This is a genomic window from Paracoccus lichenicola, assembly GCF_009708075.1.
In the GTDB taxonomy this organism is placed as follows: Bacteria; Pseudomonadota; Alphaproteobacteria; order Rhodobacterales; family Rhodobacteraceae; genus Paracoccus; species Paracoccus lichenicola.
Genome location: NZ_WMBT01000009.1, coordinates 126,791 through 145,121, shown reverse-complemented (window position 1 = coordinate 145,121; position 18,331 = coordinate 126,791). Strand labels below are relative to the sequence as shown.

Annotated in this window: 14 protein-coding genes and 1 tRNA gene; 4 read left to right on the top strand and 11 right to left on the bottom strand. The window is 67.2% G+C overall.

All coding sequences use genetic code 11. The features are described from left to right. The first annotated feature begins 43 nt into the window (after positions 1-43). On the top strand, positions 44-2,230 hold the full coding sequence (uvrB, locus tag GIY56_RS14205; protein WP_154765490.1) for an excinuclease ABC subunit UvrB: 2,187 nt from the start codon (positions 44-46) through the stop codon (positions 2,228-2,230). On the opposite strand, the gene GIY56_RS14200 is transcribed toward uvrB, so the two are convergent. The 8 genes from GIY56_RS14200 to glpD all read right to left on the bottom strand — a co-directional run bounded on the left by GIY56_RS14200 (position 2,227) and on the right by glpD (position 12,586). After that, a complete protein-coding gene (locus GIY56_RS14200) occupies positions 2,227-4,863 on the bottom strand; it encodes an ATP-binding protein (protein ID WP_154765489.1) in 2,637 nt (878 codons plus the stop codon). The two genes, uvrB and GIY56_RS14200, sit on opposite strands and share 4 nt — an antisense overlap. A gap of 204 nt (positions 4,864-5,067) precedes the next feature. Next, positions 5,068-6,783: an ABC transporter substrate-binding protein gene (locus tag GIY56_RS14195; protein ID WP_154765488.1), complete on the bottom strand. Its 1,716-nt coding sequence runs from the start codon at positions 6,781-6,783 to the stop codon at positions 5,068-5,070. Between the two features lie 39 nt (positions 6,784-6,822). Continuing rightward, complete coding sequence (locus tag GIY56_RS14190; protein ID WP_154765487.1) at positions 6,823-7,224, bottom strand: DUF2160 domain-containing protein; 402 nt, start codon at positions 7,222-7,224, stop codon at positions 6,823-6,825. Beyond that, positions 7,224-8,033: a carbohydrate ABC transporter permease gene (locus tag GIY56_RS14185; RefSeq protein ID WP_154765486.1), complete on the bottom strand. Its 810-nt coding sequence runs from the start codon at positions 8,031-8,033 to the stop codon at positions 7,224-7,226. Before GIY56_RS14185 ends, GIY56_RS14190 begins: the two co-directional genes overlap by 1 nt. Then, positions 8,030-8,896, bottom strand: a complete 867-nt coding sequence (locus tag GIY56_RS14180) for a carbohydrate ABC transporter permease (RefSeq protein ID WP_154765485.1) — start codon at positions 8,894-8,896, stop codon at positions 8,030-8,032. Before GIY56_RS14180 ends, GIY56_RS14185 begins: the two co-directional genes overlap by 4 nt. Then, positions 8,896-9,975, bottom strand: coding sequence for an ABC transporter ATP-binding protein (locus GIY56_RS14175; protein ID WP_154765484.1), 1,080 nt, complete (start codon positions 9,973-9,975; stop codon positions 8,896-8,898). Before GIY56_RS14175 ends, GIY56_RS14180 begins: the two co-directional genes overlap by 1 nt. Next, positions 9,975-11,039, bottom strand: coding sequence for an ABC transporter ATP-binding protein (locus tag GIY56_RS14170; protein WP_154765483.1), 1,065 nt, complete (start codon positions 11,037-11,039; stop codon positions 9,975-9,977). The genes GIY56_RS14175 and GIY56_RS14170 overlap by 1 nt, the downstream gene beginning before the upstream one ends. After that, positions 11,036-12,586: a glycerol-3-phosphate dehydrogenase gene (gene glpD, locus GIY56_RS14165; RefSeq protein ID WP_154765482.1), complete on the bottom strand. Its 1,551-nt coding sequence runs from the start codon at positions 12,584-12,586 to the stop codon at positions 11,036-11,038. Before glpD ends, GIY56_RS14170 begins: the two co-directional genes overlap by 4 nt. Before the next feature lie 145 nt (positions 12,587-12,731). On the opposite strand from glpD, the gene GIY56_RS14160 reads away from it, so the two are divergent. Next, positions 12,732-13,496 carry a DeoR/GlpR family DNA-binding transcription regulator gene (locus GIY56_RS14160; protein ID WP_154765481.1) on the top strand — a complete coding sequence of 255 codons (765 nt, stop codon included), beginning with the start codon at positions 12,732-12,734 and terminating at the stop codon, positions 13,494-13,496. A 69-nt stretch (positions 13,497-13,565) separates the two neighbouring features. Here the strand turns inward: GIY56_RS14160 and GIY56_RS14155 are convergent, their stop codons facing one another. The 3 genes from GIY56_RS14155 to edd all read right to left on the bottom strand — a co-directional run bounded on the left by GIY56_RS14155 (position 13,566) and on the right by edd (position 16,443). Beyond that, entirely contained in the window at positions 13,566-13,913 is a 348-nt protein-coding gene (locus GIY56_RS14155; RefSeq protein WP_154765480.1) for a hypothetical protein, read from the bottom strand. 590 nt (positions 13,914-14,503) lie between these two features. Next, positions 14,504-14,593, bottom strand: a tRNA-Ser gene (locus tag GIY56_RS14150). A 47-nt stretch (positions 14,594-14,640) separates the two neighbouring features. Then, positions 14,641-16,443 carry a phosphogluconate dehydratase gene (gene edd / locus GIY56_RS14145; protein WP_154765479.1) on the bottom strand — a complete coding sequence of 601 codons (1,803 nt, stop codon included), beginning with the start codon at positions 16,441-16,443 and terminating at the stop codon, positions 14,641-14,643. Between the two features lie 143 nt (positions 16,444-16,586). Between edd and GIY56_RS14140 the strand changes: the two genes are divergently transcribed. Next, a complete protein-coding gene (locus GIY56_RS14140) occupies positions 16,587-17,780 on the top strand; it encodes an RSP_2647 family RNA methyltransferase (RefSeq protein ID WP_154765478.1) in 1,194 nt (397 codons plus the stop codon). Beyond that, positions 17,780-18,319, top strand: coding sequence for an RSP_2648 family PIN domain-containing protein (locus GIY56_RS14135; protein ID WP_154765477.1), 540 nt, complete (start codon positions 17,780-17,782; stop codon positions 18,317-18,319). Before GIY56_RS14140 ends, GIY56_RS14135 begins: the two co-directional genes overlap by 1 nt. Positions 18,320-18,331 lie beyond the last annotated feature (12 nt).

The window sequence follows — 18,331 nt, the reverse complement described above, 5'->3', positions numbered from 1 at the left end:
CGCGGCGCCACACCTTACAGACTCTGCCGCATGAAGGGTGCCCATGGGTCACAACAACACCAACGCGCCCGTCGCGCGTCCCCTCGAAGTCACCCGCCCCAAGCTGGAAGGCGGGCGGCGCTTCGTGCTGAAAACCGACTTCGAACCCGCAGGCGACCAGCCGACGGCCATCGTCGAACTGGCCCAGGGCGTGCAGGCGGGCGAACGCGACCAGGTGCTGTTGGGGGCGACCGGCACGGGCAAGACCTTCACCATGGCCAAGGTGATCGAGGCGACGCAGCGCCCCGCCATCATCCTGGCCCCCAACAAGACGCTGGCCGCCCAGCTTTACGGCGAATTCAAGGGCTTCTTCCCCGACAACGCTGTCGAATACTTTGTCAGCTACTACGACTATTACCAGCCCGAGGCCTATGTGCCGCGGTCGGACACCTATATCGAGAAGGAATCCCAGATCAACGAGGCCATCGACCGGATGCGCCATTCGGCCACCCGCGCGCTGCTGGAACGCGACGACGTGATCATCGTGGCCTCGGTGTCCTGCATCTACGGCATCGGCTCGGTCGAAACCTATTCGGCCATGACGCAGGACATGGTCGTGGGCGACAGCTATGACCAGCGCGAATTCATCGCCCAGCTTGTCGCCCAGCAATACCGCCGCCTGGACGCGGCCTTTCAGCGCGGCGGCTTTCGCGTCAAGGGCGACGTGGTCGAGGTCTGGCCCGCCCACCTGGAAGACCGCGCCTGGCGCTTCGACTTCTTCGGGAACGAGCTTGAGGCGATCACCGAATTCGATCCGCTGACCGGGCAGAAGACCGACAACTTCCGCCAGATCCGCATCTATGCCAACAGCCACTACGTCACGCCGCGCCCGACGTTGCAGCAGGCCATCAAGGGCATCAAGGCGGAATTGCAGGGGCGCCTGAAGCAGCTGGTGGACGAAGGCAAGCTGCTGGAAGCCCAGCGTCTGGAACAGCGCACCAACTTCGACCTCGAGATGCTGGAGGCCACCGGCGTCTGCAACGGGATCGAGAACTATTCCCGCTACCTGACCGGCCGCGCCCCGGGCGAGCCGCCCCCCACGCTGTTCGAGTTCATCCCCGACAACGCCATCGTCTTTGCCGACGAATCCCACGTCAGCGTGCCGCAGATCGGCGGCATGTATCGCGGCGACTTCCGGCGCAAGTTCACGCTGGCCGAACACGGCTTCCGCCTGCCCAGTTGCATGGACAACCGCCCGCTCAAGTTCGAGGAATGGGACGCCATGCGCCCGCAATCGGTCTTCGTCTCGGCCACCCCCGCGCAATGGGAACTGGACCAGACCGGCGGCGTCTTCACCGAACAGATCATCCGCCCCACCGGCCTTCTGGATCCGCAGATCGAGATCCGCCCGGTCGAGATGCAGGTGGACGACCTGCTGGACGAGATCCGCACCGTCAGCAAGGCGGGGCTACGGACGCTGGTCACGACGCTCACCAAGCGCATGGCCGAGGATCTGACCGAATATTTCCACGAACAGGGCATCCGCATCCGCTACATGCACAGCGACATCGACACGATCGAGCGGATCGAGATCCTGCGCGACCTGCGCCTTGGCGCCTTCGACGTGCTGGTGGGCATCAACCTGCTGCGCGAGGGGCTGGACATCCCGGAGTGCGGCCTTGTGGCGATCCTAGACGCGGACAAGGAAGGCTTCCTGCGGTCGGAAACCTCGCTGATCCAGACCATCGGGCGGGCGGCGCGCAACGTGGAAGGGCGGGTGATCCTTTATGCCGACCGCATCACCGGCAGCATGGAACGCGCCATGGCGGAAACCGAACGCCGCCGGCAGAAACAGATGGCCTATAACATCGAACACGGCATCACGCCCCAAACCGTTCGCAAGAACGTCGAGGACGTGCTGGCGGGCCTGTGGCAGGGCGATACCGATCAGGCGCGCGTCACCGCCAGGCTGGACCGCCCGATGGTGGGCGCGAACCTGCAAGCCCATCTGGACGCCTTGCGCGGCCAGATGCGCAAGGCCGCCGAGAACCTGGAATTCGAGGAAGCCGCCCGCATCCGCGACGAGGTCAAGCGGCTTGAGGCCGTGGAACTGGCCGTGGCCGACGATCCCCTGGCGCGCCAGTCGGTGATCGAGGAGGCGGCCGAGGAAGCCGTCAAGGCCTCGGGCCGGTCCACGGCGGGCAGGGCAGGGCAGCGCGGCGGCAACAAGCGGTCCAAGCGGGGGCGCTAGTCCGCCGCCGGGCGGGACAGCGCCTCGTCGATCTTGCGCGCCAGCTGGTCGAAGCTGAAGGGCTTGGGCAGGAAGTTTCCGCCGGCCCTGACCCGGTCCTCGGTTTCCAGCGACTTGCCGGTATAGCCGCTGGTGTAAAGGACCGCCAGGCCGGGGCGCATCGCTTGTGCCTGTTCGACCAGTTGCGAACCGGTCATCTGCGGCATGACGACATCGGTGAACAACAGCCGGATGTCCCCCCGCGCTTCCAGAATCGCCAGGGCGGCAGGGCCGGAAGCCGCTTCCAGCACCGTGTATCCCAGGTCTTGCAATGCGGAAACGGTGAAGCTGCGCACGCGGTCCTCGTCCTCGGCCACCAGGATCACGTCCTCGGGCCGGCCGGGGGGCACGTCCGCCGCCTGGTCGTGCGGTGCCTGCACGGCGCCTTCCAGGCAACGCGGCAGATACAGATCCACGGTCGTGCCCTGCCCGACCTGCGACGTGATCGCAACATGCCCGCCCGACTGGCGGATGAAGCCGTACACCTGGCTGAGGCCCAGTCCCGTGCCCCGCCCGGTGGGCTTGGTGGTGAAGAACGGATCGAAGGCCTTGGACAGGACCTCGGGCGTCATGCCGGTGCCGGTGTCCAGGACGCGGATGCGCACATGGTCGCCCGGCTCCATCCCGGACAGGCGGACCTGGTCGCCGTCCAGATGGGCATTCGCCGTTTGCAGCACGACACGCCCGCCGTCGGGCATGGCGTCGCGCGCGTTGACGGCCAGGTTGACGATGGCGTTTTCCAGCTGGTTGCGATCGACCTTGACGGCCCACAGATCCGGCTGCAGGCGTGTTTCCAGCACGACCGTCTCGCCCAGCGACCGCGACAGCATGTCCGACAATCCGGTCAGCAGCCCGTTGGCATCGACCACCGCCGGTTCCAGGGGCTGCTGGCGGGAAAAGGACAGCAGCCGTTGTGTCAGGGCGGCGGCGCGGTTCGCGCCCTCCAGCGCGCCCTCGACATAGGGACCCACATCGCTGTTGCCCCGCGCCAGCTGGCGCTGCGTCAGGTTCAGCCCGCTGATGACCACGGCCAGCATGTTGTTGAAGTCATGCGCGATGCCGCCCGTCAGCTGGCCCACGGCCTCCATCTTCTGCAACTGGCGCAACTGGCGTTCGGCGGCCTCGCGGCGCTCGAACTCCTCGCGCAGGACGATCTCTCGCTGGGCAAGGGCGGCCTCCTGCTCCTCGACGCGGCGGTTGAGGCTGCGCAGCGCCTCGGCGCGCTCCATGGCCAGCCAGGTCTGCTGGACGATTTCCTTAGTCAGGGTGATCTCCGGCTCGGACCAGTTGCGCACGGCGGCTTGGTGAAGATAGATGCCTGCCGCCCAGTGCCCGTCGGTCAGCAGGGGCACGCAGATGCCCGCCAGGACGCCATCGGCGGCATAGGGCGCAAGCGCGCCCCCGGCATCCTGGCGGCTGTCGCCGAAGATCAGCGCGCGGCCCGCGCGGCGTTCGGCATCGGCGTGGTCGCCATAGAAATTCGTCGCCTGGATCCCGGCAAGCGGTTTCAGCGTGCCGTCGGTCCAGGACGCCTCGTGGCAGATGCTGTCCGGACCGGTCAGCCGATAGAAGCCGACGCGGTTCACCCCAAGACGCCTGCCCAGGGCCTCGGACGCGCTGTGCAGGATCTCGCGCGGGTCGGTCAACATGCGCTGGTGGCCGATCTGTTCCAGAACGAACTCGCGTTCCTCCTTGGCGGCGCGCAGCTTCAGTTCGGCTTCCTTTCGGGCAGTGATGTCATGGCTGACGCCGGGCAGGCGGACGCAGGTCCCGTCGGGACCGGGAATGCAGCGTCCCTGCGCCGATACCCAGCACACCGTCCCGTCCGCCCGCAGCAGGCGATATTCCGAACCGAACGACCCGACCCTGCGGATCGTGTCGGCGATCTCGGTTTCCACCCTTGCGCGGTCGTCGGGGTGGATGCCCTTGAAGAATTCCCCGATGCTGGTCCCCCCTGCGGCGACCGTCGCATCGACGCCGTAAAGCGTGGCAAAGCGGTTGTCCGAGGTGACGCGATCCTCGATCACGTCCCAATCCCAGATGCCGATGCTGTTGCCCGCCGACATCGCCAGAACCAGCCGTTCGTCCGCCTTGGCGCGTGCGCGTTCGGCCAGGATGCGGGCCGTCGTCTCGTTCGTGACGCAAAGCAGGCCGCAGATGCGCCCGCCATCGTCGAAGACGGGCGAATAGGTAAAGGTCCAATAGCTTTCCTCGGGCGCGCCCTTGCGGCTGAGGTCAAGCCGCATGTCCACCATCCGCTGGCTTTCGCCGCGCAGGCAGCCATCAACCAGGGGGGCGATGTCGTCCCAGATGCTGGCCCACAGATCCCGGAAGCGGCAGCCAAGCGCGTGGGCTTCCCGGTAACCCAGGATCGGCCGATAGGCGTCGTTGTAGAAGGACACCAGATCCGGTCCCCAGGCCAGATACATCGGCGTCGGGCAGGTCAGCATGGCCGACAGGACGGCGCGCAGGGATACGGGCCAGGTTTCCAGCGGACCCAGGCCTGTGGCCGACCAGTCGCGACCCGCAATCTGTCGCGCGACCTGGCTGTCGGTGGCAGGCAGCCAGGTGCCGGCGGGCCTTTCGATATTCATCTGTCTGTCCTGATCGCGCGTCTTGCCGGAATCGTTTGCCGGGCCGAACGGGTTCCGCCTGGCAGAGATGCGCGGATATTCGCTTGCAGGCCGTGAAGCTGCAAGAGTGTCGCAGGGTCATGCCCCGACAGGCGGGCGATCGGACCGCCGCTGGATGACGGAGGGAACCCGGGAAGCCCGGGTTCCCCTATGGCTGCGGTCCCGCTATTGCTGCCAGCTTTTCACCAGCTCGTCATAGCTGATGGTTTCGGGCTGCGGATCCTCGTTCTCCAGCTTCAGCTGGGGCGCGATGCCGCCGTGTTCCTTGGCATAGGCGTTCCACCATTCCAGGTCATGCTCCTCGGCCAGCTTGGGACCGATGTCGCCCTGCACGCCCGCGCGTTCCAGCCGCTCCATCACCTTTTCCTGTTCCGCGCACAGGCTGTCCATCGCCTCTTGCGCGGTCTTGGCGCCCGAGGCCGCGTCGCCGATGGCCTGCCACCACAGTTGGGCAAGCTTGGGATAATCCGGCACGTTGGTCCCGGTGGGCGACCATTGCAGGCGGGCGGGACTGCGATAGAACTCGATCAGCCCGCCCAGCTTGGGGGCGCGGTCGGTGAAGGACTGGTGGTCCAGCGTGGACTGGCGGATGAAGGTCAGGCCGACATGGCTTTTCTTCACGTCCACCGTCTTCGAGGTCACGAACTGCGCGTAAAGCCAGGCCGCCTTGGCGCGGTCGTCGGGCGTCGATTTCAGCAGCGTCCACGACCCCGCGTCCTGATAGCCCAGCTTCATGCCGTCCTGCCAATAGGCGCCGTGGGGGGACGGGGCGAAGCGCCATTTGGGCGTCCCGTCCTCGTTCACGACGGGCAGGCCTTCCTTGACGAAATCGGCGGTGAAGGCGGTATAGGTGAACATCTGCTGCGCCACCTCGCCCTGGCTGGGCACCGGGCCGCTTTCGCTGAAGGTCATGCCCTGCGCGGCGGGGGGCGCGTATTTGGTCATCCAGTCCAGGTATTTCTGGATCGCATAGACCGCCGCCGGGCCGTTGGTGTCGCCGCCGCGCGCCGTGCAACTGCCGACGGGGCGGCTGTTTTCATCCACGCGAATGCCCCATTCGTCCACCGGCAAGCCGTTCGGAATGCCCTTGTCGCCGTTCCCCGCCATCGAGAGCCACGCATCGGTGAAGCGCCAGCCAAGCGAGGGGTCTTTCTTGCCGTAATCCATGTGGCCGAAGACCGTCTTGCCGTCGATCTCGCGGCCTGTGAAGAACTCGGCGATGTCCTCATAGGCCGACCAGGTGACGGGCACGCCCAGGTCATAGCCGTATTTTTCCTTGAACTCGGCCTTGTTCGTCTCGTCGTCAAACCAATCCTTGCGGAACCAATACAGGTTCGCGAACTGCTGGTCGGGCAGCTGGTACAGGTTCCCGTCCGGCGCGGTGGTGAAGGACTTGCCGATGAAGTCGTCGATGTCGAGGTTCGGGTTCGTCACGTCCTTGCCCGCGTTCGCCATCCAGTCGGTCAGGTTTCGTGCCTGCTGGTAGCGCCAGTGAGTGCCGATCAGGTCGCTGTCGTTGACATAGGCGTCATAGATGTTCTCGCCCGACTGCATCTGCGTTTGCAGCTTTTCCACCACGTCGCCTTCGCCGATCAGGTCGTGGGTCAGCTTGATGCCGGTGATCGCCGTGAAGGCGGGGGCGAGGGTCTTGGCCTCGTATTCATGGGTGGTGATGGTTTCGGACACCACCTTGATCTCCATCCCCGCGAAGGGTTGGGCGGCGTCGATGAACCATTGCATCTCGGCCTCTTGCGCGGCGCGGTCCAGGCTCGACATGTCGCCGATCTCGGCGTCCAGGAAGGCCTTGGCCTCCTCGATGCCGGCCTGCGCGCCCGTGACCATCAGCGCAAGCGCCATGGCCGTCGTCAGGTGCAGTCTCATTCGTGTCTCCTCCCCAGGATGGGCCTTTGCGGCCCGGTTTCACACCCAGCGGAACACCGCCGCGGCGTAGATCAGTGACAGGATCAATCCTCCCCAGGCGGGCGTTCCCCCGAAGCCCAGCCAGGCGAGGTTGATGAAGGCCGAGCCGAGCAGGCTGATAAACAGCCGGTCGCCCCGGGTGGTCCAGATGCGAAGCGCGCCCCTGCGCGGCGTCTCGGGGAACCGGATGGCGGCCCAGGTGAAGGCCAGCAGCAGCGCGGCGATCACCCAGAAGAACAGCGCGGCCGGAAAGGTCCAGGCCATCCAGCCGCCGGGATCGAGGCTGCCGGTCCATTCGCGGACGCCGTCCTCGGACGGAACCCGCAGGACCAGCCAGGCCAGCAGGCCCAGCATCAGCAGGGCGGCGAGGGTGAAGCCCATGGCAAGGGAACGGTTGCGCATCACACCCTCCCCAGGGCAAAGCCCTTGGCGATGTAGTTTCGCACGAACCAGATCACCAGCGCGCCCGGCAGGATCGTCAGCACCCCCGCCGCGGCCAGCACGCCCCAGTCGAGGCCGCTTGCGCTGACCGTCCGCGTCATCGTCGCCGCGATGGGCTTGGCGTTCACCGAGGTCAGGGTGCGCGACAGCAGCAGTTCCACCCAACTGAACATGAAGCAGAAGAAGGCCGCGACGCCGATGCCGCTGGCGATCAGGGGCATGAAGATCCGCACGAAGAAGCGCGGGAAGGAATAGCCGTCGATATAGGCGGTCTCGTCGATTTCGCGCGGGACGCCGGACATGAAGCCTTCCAGGATCCAGACGGCCAGCGGCACGTTGAACAGGCAATGCGCCAGAGCCACCGCGATATGGGTGTCGAACAGCCCGACCGCCGAATAAAGCTGGAAGAAGGGCAGGGCGAAGACGGCGGGCGGGGCCATGCGGTTCGTCAGCAGCCAGAAGAACAGGTGCTTGTCGCCCAGGAAGCGATAGCGGCTGAAGGCATAGGCGGCGGGCAGGGCCACGGCCAGCGACAGCGCCGTGTTCATCACCACATAGATCAGGCTGTTGACATAGCCCATGTACCAGCTGGGGTCCGTCAGGATCGTGCGGTAGTTCGCCAGCGTGGGGTTCAGGGGATACAGGCTGAAGGCGCCGGTGATCTCGGCATTGGTCTTCAGGCTCATGTTCAGCAGCCAGTAGATCGGCACCAGCAGGAACAGCAGATACAGCGTCATCACCACCGCAGAACCCCGGGATGCGCGCGTCATGGCGTTTCCCTTTGTGCGGTCATGACGGTGTAGAAGACCCAGGAAATCAGCAGGATCACCAGGAAATAGATCAGGCTGAAGGCCGCCGCCGGGCCAAGGTCGAACTGCCCGATCGCCATCTTCACCAGGTCGATGGACAGGAAGGTGGTGGCGTTGCCGGGACCGCCGCCGGTGACGACGAAAGGCTCGGTATAGATCATGAAGCTGTCCATGAAGCGCAGCAGCACCGCAATCAGCAACACGCCCCCCATCTTGGGCAACTCGATATACCGGAAGACGCCCCAGCGGCTGGCCTGGTCGATGCGGGCGGCCTGGTAATAGGCATCCGGGATGGATTGCAGGCCCGCATAGCAGAGCAGCGCGACAAGGCTGGTCCAGTGCCACACGTCCATGACGATGATCGTGGCCCAGGCGTCCACCGGATCGTTCACATAGTTGTAGTCGAAGCCCATCGCCGCCAGCGTATGCCCCAGCAACCCGATGTCCACGCGCCCGAACACCTGCCAGATCGTGCCCACCACGTTCCACGGGATCAGCAGGGGCAGGGCCATCAGCACCAGGACAAGGCTGGCCCAGAAGCCGCGCTTGGGCATGTTCAGCGCGATGAAGATGCCCAGCGGGATCTCGATGGCCAGGATGATGGCGGAAAACAGCAGTTGCCGGCCAAGGGCCGCGTGGATGCGGTCCGACTCCAGCACCTCCTGGAACCAGCCGAGGCCGTTCCAGAAGAACTGGTTGTTGCCGAAGGTGTCCTGCACCGAGTAGTTCACCACCGTCATCAGCGGGATCACGGCGGAAAAGGCGACCACGATCAGCACCGGCAGGACCAGGAACCAGGCGCGGTTGTTGACAGGCTTGTCCATCATGCGGCCCTTTCCCGGGGTTCGATGCGCCAGTCATCGACGAAGACGCCGATCCGGGCCGGATCCAGCGCGATGCGGTCGAAACCGGCGGGGATCGGTTCGCCCTCGGGGACCACGACGTTGAAGGGCGTGCCCGCCACCTCGCCGCGTAGGATGCGGTGGTGGCCCACGTCCTCGACCCGGACCAGATGGAAGGGCAGGCCCTCGGTCGCGGGGCGCACGGCGTCGGGGCGGATGCCGATCTGCACGCGTCCTGCGGACGGGGCATACGGGGCAGCCAACGGGATCGCGGTTCCATCGACGAAGGCGGTGGCGCCCGCGATCTGCGCATCCAGCAGGTTCATGCCGGGCGAGCCGATGAAATAGCCCACGAAGGTATGGGCGGGCGCGTCGAACAGCGACTGCGGCGTGCCGGCCTGCACGACGCGGCCCTCGGACATGACCACCACCTCGTCGGCGAAGGTCAGCGCCTCGGTCTGGTCGTGGGTGACATAGATCATCGTGTGGCCGAATTCTCGGTGGAGCGCCTTGAGTTGGGTGCGCAGCTCCCATTTCATCTGCGGGTCGATCACCGTCAGCGGCTCGTCGAACAGGATCGCGTTCACGTCCTGGCGGACCATGCCGCGGCCCAGGCTGATCTTCTGCTTGGCATCCGCCGTCAGGCCCCGCGCGCGGCGGTCCAGCCTGTCCTCCATCCCGATCATGCGGGCAACCGAGGCCACCCGCGCGGCGATCCGGTCCGCAGGCAGGCCCCGGTTCTTCAGCGGGAAGGCAAGGTTCTGGCGCACCGTCATCGTGTCATAGACGACCGGGAACTGGAACACCTGCGCGATGTTGCGGTCCGCCGTGGGCAGGGTCGTCACGTCGCGATCGCCGAACAGCACCTGCCCGCGCGAGGGGTGCAGAAGGCCCGAGATGATGTTCAGCAGCGTGGTCTTGCCGCAGCCCGAGGAACCCAGCAGCGCATAGGCCCCGCCGTCGCGCCAGGTCAGCGACATGGGCTTCAGCGCCCAGTCGGCATCCCCCTTGGGCGCGGGGCTGTAGCTGTGGGCAAGGTTGTCCAGGGTGATCCGCGCCATCATGCCGCCCGTGCATAGGGGGCGGCGCGGGCAAGCCTGCCGCACTGGTCGAACAGATAGACATGAGCCGGATCCAGCCACACCGTCAGCGGTCCCTGCGCCAGCCGGCGCACGCCGGGGACCAGACCGACCCAGCGGTCCTGCCCGTGCAGCAGGTGCAGATAGGTCTCGGCCCCGGTGATCTCGGTCGCGTCAAGGCGGGCGGCCAAGGGAATGGCGCGCGGGGTCTGGTCCAGCGTCAGGTGGGCCGCGCGAAAGCCTGCGGTATAGGGGCCGTCCGGGACATCGACCGGCCAGCGGGCATCGTCCAGCGCGGCCTCTCCGCCCGTCACAACGACAGGTTTGAAATTCATCGGCGGGTCGCTAAAGACGCGCGCCGTCACGGCGTCCTGCGGGGCGCGATAGACCTGGGGCGTGGGACCGAACTGCGTCACCCGGCCTTCCCACAGGGTCGCAGTGTTGCCGCCCAGCAGCAGCGCCTCCTCGGGTTCGGTGGTGGCATAGACGAAGATCGCGCCGGACGCCTCGAAGATGCGGGGGATCTCGGCGCGCAGTTCCTCGCGCAGCTTGTAGTCGAGGTTCGCCAGCGGCTCGTCCAGCAGCACCAGCCCGGCACCCTTGACCAGGGCGCGCGCCAGCGCCGTGCGCTGCTGCTGGCCGCCCGACAGTTCCAGCGGGCGGCGGTCCAGGAAGGGCGTGAGGCGCATCATCGCGGCGGTTTCACGCACGCGGCGGTCGATCTCGGCCCGTGCCACGCGTTGCAGGCGCAGGGGGGAGGCGATGTTGTCGTAAACGGTCATGGATGGATAGTTGATGAACTGCTGGTAAACCATCGCCACGCCCCGGTCCTGCACCCGCTGGCCGGTCACGTCCCGGCCCTGCCACAGGATCCGCCCGGCGGTGGGCTGGTCCAGCCCCGCCATCAGCCGCATCAGCGTGGTCTTGCCCGACAGCGTCGGTCCCAGCAGCACGTTCATGCTGCCCGGCGCCAGCACCAGATCCGTGGGATGGGTCCAGGCCTGGCCTGCGACTTCCTTGGAAACGCCCCGAAGCTCCAGCGTCATGCGGCGACCCTTTCGCTGGCAATGTAATCCTCGACCGCCGCGACCTGTTCGGGCGACAGCCGCAGGCCCAGCTTGGACCGCCGCCACAGCACCGCCTGCGCGTCGCGCGCCCATTCCTGCCGGATCATCCACCGCAGTTCGGATTCGGTCAATGTCGCGCCGAAGTCGCGCCCCAGGTCGGCGGCCGTCTTTGCGCCCCCCAAGACCTGCGCAGCCTCGGTCCCATAGGCGCGCACAAGACGGTTCGCCCAGCCGGCGGTCAGGAAGGGATGGTCGCGCCGCAGGGCGTCCGTCAGCGCCCCCGCGCCGTCCACCGGGAAATCGCCGCCGGGCAGGGGGACGCCCGCGGTCCAAGGCCCGCCCGCGCCGGGCAGATGGGGGGCAAGCTTCGCCATCGCGGCCTCGGCCAACCGGCGATAGGTGGTGATCTTGCCGCCGAAGACGTGCAGGCAGGGCGGGCCGTCCGCGTCCAGCGACAGCACGTAATCGCGCGTCGCCGCCGTGGCCGAGGACGAGCCGTCGTCGTAAAGCGGCCGCACGCCCGAATAGGTCCAGACCACGTCCGCAGGCGTCACCGGCCGCCGGAAATATCCGGACACGAAGTCGCACAGATAGGCGACCTCCTCGGGCGTGCAGACCGCTTGGTCGGGCGGGCCGTCGTGGTCCACGTCGGTGGTGCCGATCAGGGTGAAGTCGTTCTGATAGGGAATGGCAAAGACGATCCGCCCGTCGCGGCCTTGCAGGAAATAGGCCTTGTCGTGGTCGAACAGCCGGCGCGTGACGATATGGCTGCCGCGCACCAGCCGCACCCGCTCGGTCGAGGGCAGATGCGCCACGTCGCGGATGACCTGCCCCGCCCAGGGACCGGCGGCATTCACCAGCACCCGCGCCCGGAAGCCGCGCCCGTCGGAAAGGCGGACCCTCCAGCCCTCGCCCTCGCGCCGGGCCTCGGTCACGCGGGTGCCGACGATGATGTCGGCCCCGCGCGCCGCCGCGTCGCGCGCGTTCAGCACCACCAGGCGGGCATCGTCCACCCAGGCGTCGGAATATTCATAGGCCCGCACCAGCCGGTCCTGCAACGGCGCACCCTCAGGCGCGCCGCGCAGATCCAGCGCCGAGGTGCCGGGCAGGATTTCCCGCGCGCCAAGCGTGTCATACAGGAACAGCCCCGCCCGGATCACCAGGTTCGGGCGATGGCCGCGCGCCCAGGGCATCGCGATCGACAACAGCCGCGACACCGGCGAATCTCCGGCAAAGCGCATCCGCGGATCCAGCGGCAGGACAAAACGCATCGGCCAGGCGATATGCGGCATCGCGCGCAACAGCACCTCGCGTTCGCGCAGCGATTCCCGCACTAGGCGCAGTTCCAGGAATTCCAGGTAACGCAGCCCGCCATGGAACAGCTTGGTGGATGCGCTGCTGGTCGCCCCGGCCAGGTCGCCCTGTTCCGCCAGACGCACGGAAAGACCCCGCCCGGCAGCATCCCGGGCGATCCCCGTGCCGTTGATCCCGCCGCCTATGACGAACAGATCCGTCGTTGCCGACATCGCCCGCCCCCTCTCTCCGAAGACAAGTCGAACATCCGCGCACCCATTCTGTCAACATGGATGTTCGTTTGCGCGCACTTTCTTTCGCTTGACAGACGGGCGGCGCGCGGTCTTCTGGAAGAACGGCACGGGAAGGGCAGGGCGGATGAACATCAGGCAGATGCAGATCCTGGAACTCGTGCGCGCCTCGGGCCGGGCCAGCGTCGAGGATCTGTCGGCGCGCCTCGAGGTGACGCCCCAGACGATCCGCCGCGACCTGGCGGAACTGGCCGACCAGGGCGTCTTGGACCGCGTCCATGGCGGCGCGATCCTGCGCAGCGGCGCCAGCAACATTGCCTACGAGGAACGCCGGCGCATGAACGAGGACGCCAAGGCCGCCATCGGCCGCGCCTGCGCCGCCCAGATCCCTGACAACAGTTCCGTGATCCTGAACATCGGCACCACGACCGAGGCCGTGGCCCGCGCGTTGCTGCGCCACCGGAACCTGACGGTGGTGACGAACAACATGAACGTGGCCAACATCCTGGCCGCCAACGACAGTTGCGAGGTTCTGGTAGCGGGCGGGTTGCTGCGCCGGTCCGACGGCGGGCTGGTGGGGGATCTCACCAGCGAGTTCATGGCGAATTTCAAGACCGACTTCGCCATCATCGGCTGCTCGGCCCTGGACGAGGACGGCGACATCCTCGACTTCGACCTGGCCGAGGTGCGCGTCAGCCGCGCGATCCTGCGCCAGGCGCGCGAACGCTGGCTGGTGACGGATTCGGCCAAGCTGGCGCAGAAGGCCCCGATCCGGGTGGTGTCGCTGGCCGAACTGGACGCGGTCTTCATCGACCGGCCGGTGCCGGAAGGCCTGCGCAGGGTCTGCGAGGAGGGGGGAACGCGGGTGGTGGTGGCGTCCGGGGGAGCGTGAACCACGCTTTCGGGCGCGGCGCCGACCCGCAGGGATCAGCGCTTTGAATGATGCATGAAGGCCCGCGCCTTATCGCGTGGCCAGTTGCACTGCGGCACCCTGGGCCGAAATCTCGACCACATCGCCCTTGTCCGCGAAGGTATAAAGCGTCTGCGGCTCGCCCGGCATCGAGAACTGCACCTCGTCCTGGCCGTCCAGGCGCATCACGACACGCTGCGGTTCTTGGTTGCCGCGGCCGCGGAACATGGCGGTGACTTCATGCGCCCCGTCGGGCAGATCCGTGCGATAGGCGGCCATGTCCAGCGCGCCGGCATGAAGGCTTGCCGCCTGGAACGGGGCGGACAGCACGGCGACTTCGGCAACGGCAGGGGCCGCAAGGGCCAGCGCGGCAAAGGCAGAGATCAGGATGGTTTTCATTGTCAGGTTCCTTCTTGATAAGGGCAGGGTCCAGGATGGCGGCGTGGCGCAAACGGTCCCTGCGGAATGGTCAATGGGCTTGCCGGTTTAGGCGTCTGGACAGCAGGCTGCGGTGCGACACCGGATCACGATCCAGGCCGGTGCCTGCGCCCGGGGTTTATCCGGCATCGTGGTGAAGCGGCTTGCTGCGCAAGGCGGAGATGGCGGCAAGGCAGCCGAAAACCCGGCAGGCCTGTGGTGAGCGGAAGCGATGATCACCGTGCGGAAACTCCTTGCGAAAGACAAAGCCGTTTCCCCCCTGTCTCTCAAGGTCGTCCTTCCGGCTGCCCACCGCAACCGCCGATGCTGCATGGCAGCATTGCGGTTGGCACAACCGCAGAACGGGGGCACCCGGACGTAATCCGCTTTGTGCATGGCAGGGCCACACCAAGTTCCCAGAGCGGATCGAGTTCTATCTCGCTTTGTTACCAGCTTGACGCGGGCGTTGGGGCCTTCTGGCGTGAACGCCAGTACTCAGCCAAACTGGAAAAGCCTTTAATAAAAAAATCCGGCCGCGGCCGGATTGCGAGAACGCTTTTGCGATGTGCAAGTGGCGGAGCAGGTGGGATTCGAACCCACGGGACCATCACTGGCCCGGCGGTTTTCAAGACCGCTGCCTTAGACCGCTCGGCCACTGCTCCGTGGGGCTTGGGTAAACCCTGGCAAACGGATTGCCAAGGTCCAAGCGTCAGACCACCACGCCTGCGCCCTCGGTGGCGGGGCCTGCGACCGCGCGGAAGGCGGCGAACAGTTCGCGGCCCATGCCCTCGCTGCTGGGGACCGGGTCATGCACCGCCGCGGGGCGGGCGTCGAAATCCGGGGCGAGGCAGTCGATGGTGCCGGAAGCGGCGTCCAGGCGGATCAGGTCGCCGTCGCGGACCCGGGCCAGGGGACCGCCGACCGAGGCCTCGGGCGAGATGTGGATGGCGGCGGGAACCTTGCCCGAGGCGCCGGACATGCGGCCGTCGGTCAGCAGCGCGACCCTCAAACCCCGGTCCTGCAGGACGGCCAGGATCGGCGTCAGCGAATGCAGTTCGGGCATCCCGTTGGCGCGCGGTCCCTGGAAGCGGACGACGACCACCGTGTCCTCCGTGAACTCGCCCGCCTTGAAGGCGTCCTTGACCTGCTCCTGGTCGCTGAACACGCGGGCGGGGGCCTCGATGACATGACGCTCGGCGGCCACGGCGCTGATCTTGATGACGCCCCGGCCCAGGTTGCCGCCCAGTTGCTTCAGCCCGCCGGTCTTGGCGAAGGGGTCGTGCGCGGGACGCAGGATCCGGTCGTTCAGGGTGTCGCGGGATCCTTCCTCCCACCGGATGGCCTCGCCGTCCAGCTTCGGCTCGGACGTGTAGCCGTCCAGGCCGGTGCCGTGGATCGTCTTGACATCGGGGTGCAGCAGCCCGGCGTCGAGCAGTTGGCCGATCATGTAGCCGATGCCGCCCGCCGCGTGGAAATGGTTCACGTCGGCCAACCCGTTGGGATAGACGCGGGCCATCAGGGGCACGGTTTCGGAGATGTCGTGGAAATCCTGGATGTCGATCAGGATACCCGCCGCCTTGGCCATGGCGGGGATGTGCATCACCAGGTTCGTGGACCCGCCGGTCGCCATCAGGCCCACGATGCCGTTCACGAAGGCCTTTTCGTCCAGAACCTCGCCCGCGGGCAGATAGTCGTTGCCAAGCCGCGTGATCGCGGCGGCGCGCTGGACGCCCGCCACGGTCAGGGCGTCGCGCAGGGGGGTGTTGGGGTTCACGAAGCTGCTGCCCGGCAGGTGCAGGCCCATGAACTCCATCAGCATTTGGTTGGAATTGGCGGTGCCGTAGAAGGTGCAGGTGCCGGGGGAATGATAGGACGCCATCTCGGCCGCCATCAGGGCGTCGCGGCCGACCTCGCCTGCGGCGAATTGCTGGCGGACGCGGGATTTCTCGTTATTGGGCAGGCCCGAGGGCATGGGACCGGCGGGCAGGAACACCGCGGGCACATGGCCGAATGTCGCGGCGGCCATGACCAGGCCCGGCACGATCTTGTCGCAGACGCCCAGATAGACCGCCGCGTCGAAGCAGTCGTGCGACAGCGCCACGCCCGCCGCCAGCGCGATCACGTCGCGGGAAAACAGCGACAGCTCCATCCCCGCGCGGCCTTGCGTCACGCCGTCGCACATGGCGGGAACGCCGCCCGCGACCTGGACGGTGGCGCCTGCCGCGTTGCCCGCGCGGCGGATCAGGTCGGGAAAACGCTCATACGGCTGATGGGCCGACAGCATGTCGTTATAGGCGGTGACGATGCCGATGTTGGGCTTGCGCGACAGGGCCAGGTCGTCCTTGTCGGGCATCGCGGCATAGGCATGGGCCTGGTTGCCGCAGTTCAGATGGGCGCGGCGCGGGCCGTCGGCGGCGGCGCGGGCGATCTTGGTCAGGTAGGCTTCGCGCGTGGTCCGGGACCGGCTGCGGATCCGGTCGGTGACGCGGTCGATGGTGGCGTGCAGGGTCATGGCTGGCTCCTTCTTGGCAACAATATACGCTGTTAGCGTTAACGGTTCAATAACGCTTGTCGCGGCTGCGGCTTTGACGGGGCGGCGGTCTTGTGCCGGACGGGGCGCCATGCCAGATCCGGGGCGCGAAAAGGATGAACCCGATGACCGATCTGCCCGTGCTGCGCCTGCGCCCGAAATCCAAGCCCCAGGCGATCCGCCACGGATTCCCCTGGGTTTTCGCCGACGAGGCCGTGCTGGACCGCCGCAGCCGCAACATTCCCGCGGGCGGCTTTGCAGTGCTGGAGGATGCGGAGCGCAATGCGATGGCCGTGGTGACGGTCAATCCCCAGTCCAAGATCGTGGGCCGGGTCATGGATGCCGATCCGCAGGCGGTGATCGACGGCGGATGGCTGAGCGCCAAGCTGGCGCGGGCCTTGCAGATGCGGGAACGGCTGTATGACGCGCCCTTCTATCGCCTGGTCCATGCCGAGGCCGACGGGCTGCCTGGCCTGGTGATCGACCGTTTCGGCGATGCGGCGGTGATCCAGCCCAACGCCGCTTGGGCCGACCGGATGGCCGATCAGATCGCCGAGGCGCTGGTCCAGGTGACGGGCGTGACGACCGTGATCCTGAACGGCCAGGGCCGCGCGCGGGGGCTTGAAGGGCTAGAGGAGCGGATGGAGGTTCTGCGCGGCCATACCCCATCCGAACCCGTAGCGGTGCCGATGAACGGCGCGACCTATCTGGCCGACCTGCTGGGCGGGCAGAAGACCGGGCTGTTCTTCGACCAGCGGCCGAACCAGGCCTTTGCCCAGCGGCTGGCTAAGGGGGCCACGGTGCTGGACGTGTTCAGCCATGTGGGCGGCTTTGCCCTGGCGGCACTGGCGGCAGGCGCGGCCCATGCGACATGCGTGGACGGCAGCGCGGCGGCGCTGGACCTGGCCAAGGGCGGGGCAGGGCGCATGGGCGCCGCCGACCGCCTGGAAACCGTGCAATCCGACGCCTTCAAGGCGATGGAGCGGATGGCCGAGGAAGGCCGCCGCTTTGATCTGGTGGTCTGCGACCCGCCCGCCTTCGCGCCCTCGAAACCGGCGCTTGATGCGGGCCTGCGCGCCTATGAACGGGTGGCCAAGCTGGCGGCGCCGCTGGTGGCGCCCGGCGGCTATCTGGTGCTGTGCAGCTGTTCCCATGCCGCCGACCTGACGGCCTTCCGCAATGTCAGCGCACGGGGCATCGGGCGCGGCGGGCGGCGGGGGGTGCTGATCCACACGGGCCAGGCCGGGCCGGATCATCCGACGCTGCCGCAGCTTGCGGAAACCGGATACCTCAAGGCGCTGTTCTTCCGGCTGGATTGATGCGCGCGGTCCTGGATGCCAATGTCCTGTTCCCGACAATCTTGCGGGAAATCCTGGCCGATCTGGCAGGGGCGGGGCTTTACGCGCCGCTGTGGTCGCCCCGCATCCTGGCCGAATGGCGTCATGCGGCAGCGCGGCTTGGGCCGGATCAGGACGCGGTCGCGGGGGCGGAAATCGCGCTGCTGCGCGACCGCTTTCCCGCCGCCGAAGTCCCGGACGACGGCATCCGCGCCATCGACGGGGATTTCCCCGACCCCGCCGACCGCCATGTGGTCGAGGCCGCGTTGGCGGGCGAGGCGAAACTGATCGTCACCGCCAACCTGCGCGATTTCCCGCAGGCCCTGATGGCGGGCCTTGGCCTGCGCGCCCTTCATCCCGATGCCTTCCTGCTGGATCTGTTCGCCGCCGATCCGGTGGCCGTCACGGCGGCCGTCAGGACTGCACGCGACAAGGCAGCCGTCATGGGCAGCGACATGACTGCCACCGAAATGCTCAGACGCTGCCGACTTCCCCGCCTTGCCAAGGCAGTGAAAGGTTGAAGCACATTGCTG

Coding starts and splice junctions, on each gene's coding strand:
- uvrB (WP_154765490.1), top strand. CDS start 44: ATGGGTCACAACAACACCAACGCGCCCGTCGCGCGTCCCCTCGAAGTC.
- GIY56_RS14200 (WP_154765489.1), bottom strand. CDS start 4,863: ATGAATATCGAAAGGCCCGCCGGCACCTGGCTGCCTGCCACCGACAGC.
- GIY56_RS14195 (WP_154765488.1), bottom strand. CDS start 6,783: ATGAGACTGCACCTGACGACGGCCATGGCGCTTGCGCTGATGGTCACG.
- GIY56_RS14190 (WP_154765487.1), bottom strand. CDS start 7,224: ATGCGCAACCGTTCCCTTGCCATGGGCTTCACCCTCGCCGCCCTGCTG.
- GIY56_RS14185 (WP_154765486.1), bottom strand. CDS start 8,033: ATGACGCGCGCATCCCGGGGTTCTGCGGTGGTGATGACGCTGTATCTG.
- GIY56_RS14180 (WP_154765485.1), bottom strand. CDS start 8,896: ATGGACAAGCCTGTCAACAACCGCGCCTGGTTCCTGGTCCTGCCGGTG.
- GIY56_RS14175 (WP_154765484.1), bottom strand. CDS start 9,975: ATGGCGCGGATCACCCTGGACAACCTTGCCCACAGCTACAGCCCCGCG.
- GIY56_RS14170 (WP_154765483.1), bottom strand. CDS start 11,039: ATGACGCTGGAGCTTCGGGGCGTTTCCAAGGAAGTCGCAGGCCAGGCC.
- glpD (WP_154765482.1), bottom strand. CDS start 12,586: ATGTCGGCAACGACGGATCTGTTCGTCATAGGCGGCGGGATCAACGGC.
- GIY56_RS14160 (WP_154765481.1), top strand. CDS start 12,732: ATGAACATCAGGCAGATGCAGATCCTGGAACTCGTGCGCGCCTCGGGC.
- GIY56_RS14155 (WP_154765480.1), bottom strand. CDS start 13,913: ATGAAAACCATCCTGATCTCTGCCTTTGCCGCGCTGGCCCTTGCGGCC.
- edd (WP_154765479.1), bottom strand. CDS start 16,443: ATGACCCTGCACGCCACCATCGACCGCGTCACCGACCGGATCCGCAGC.
- GIY56_RS14140 (WP_154765478.1), top strand. CDS start 16,587: ATGACCGATCTGCCCGTGCTGCGCCTGCGCCCGAAATCCAAGCCCCAG.
- GIY56_RS14135 (WP_154765477.1), top strand. CDS start 17,780: ATGCGCGCGGTCCTGGATGCCAATGTCCTGTTCCCGACAATCTTGCGG.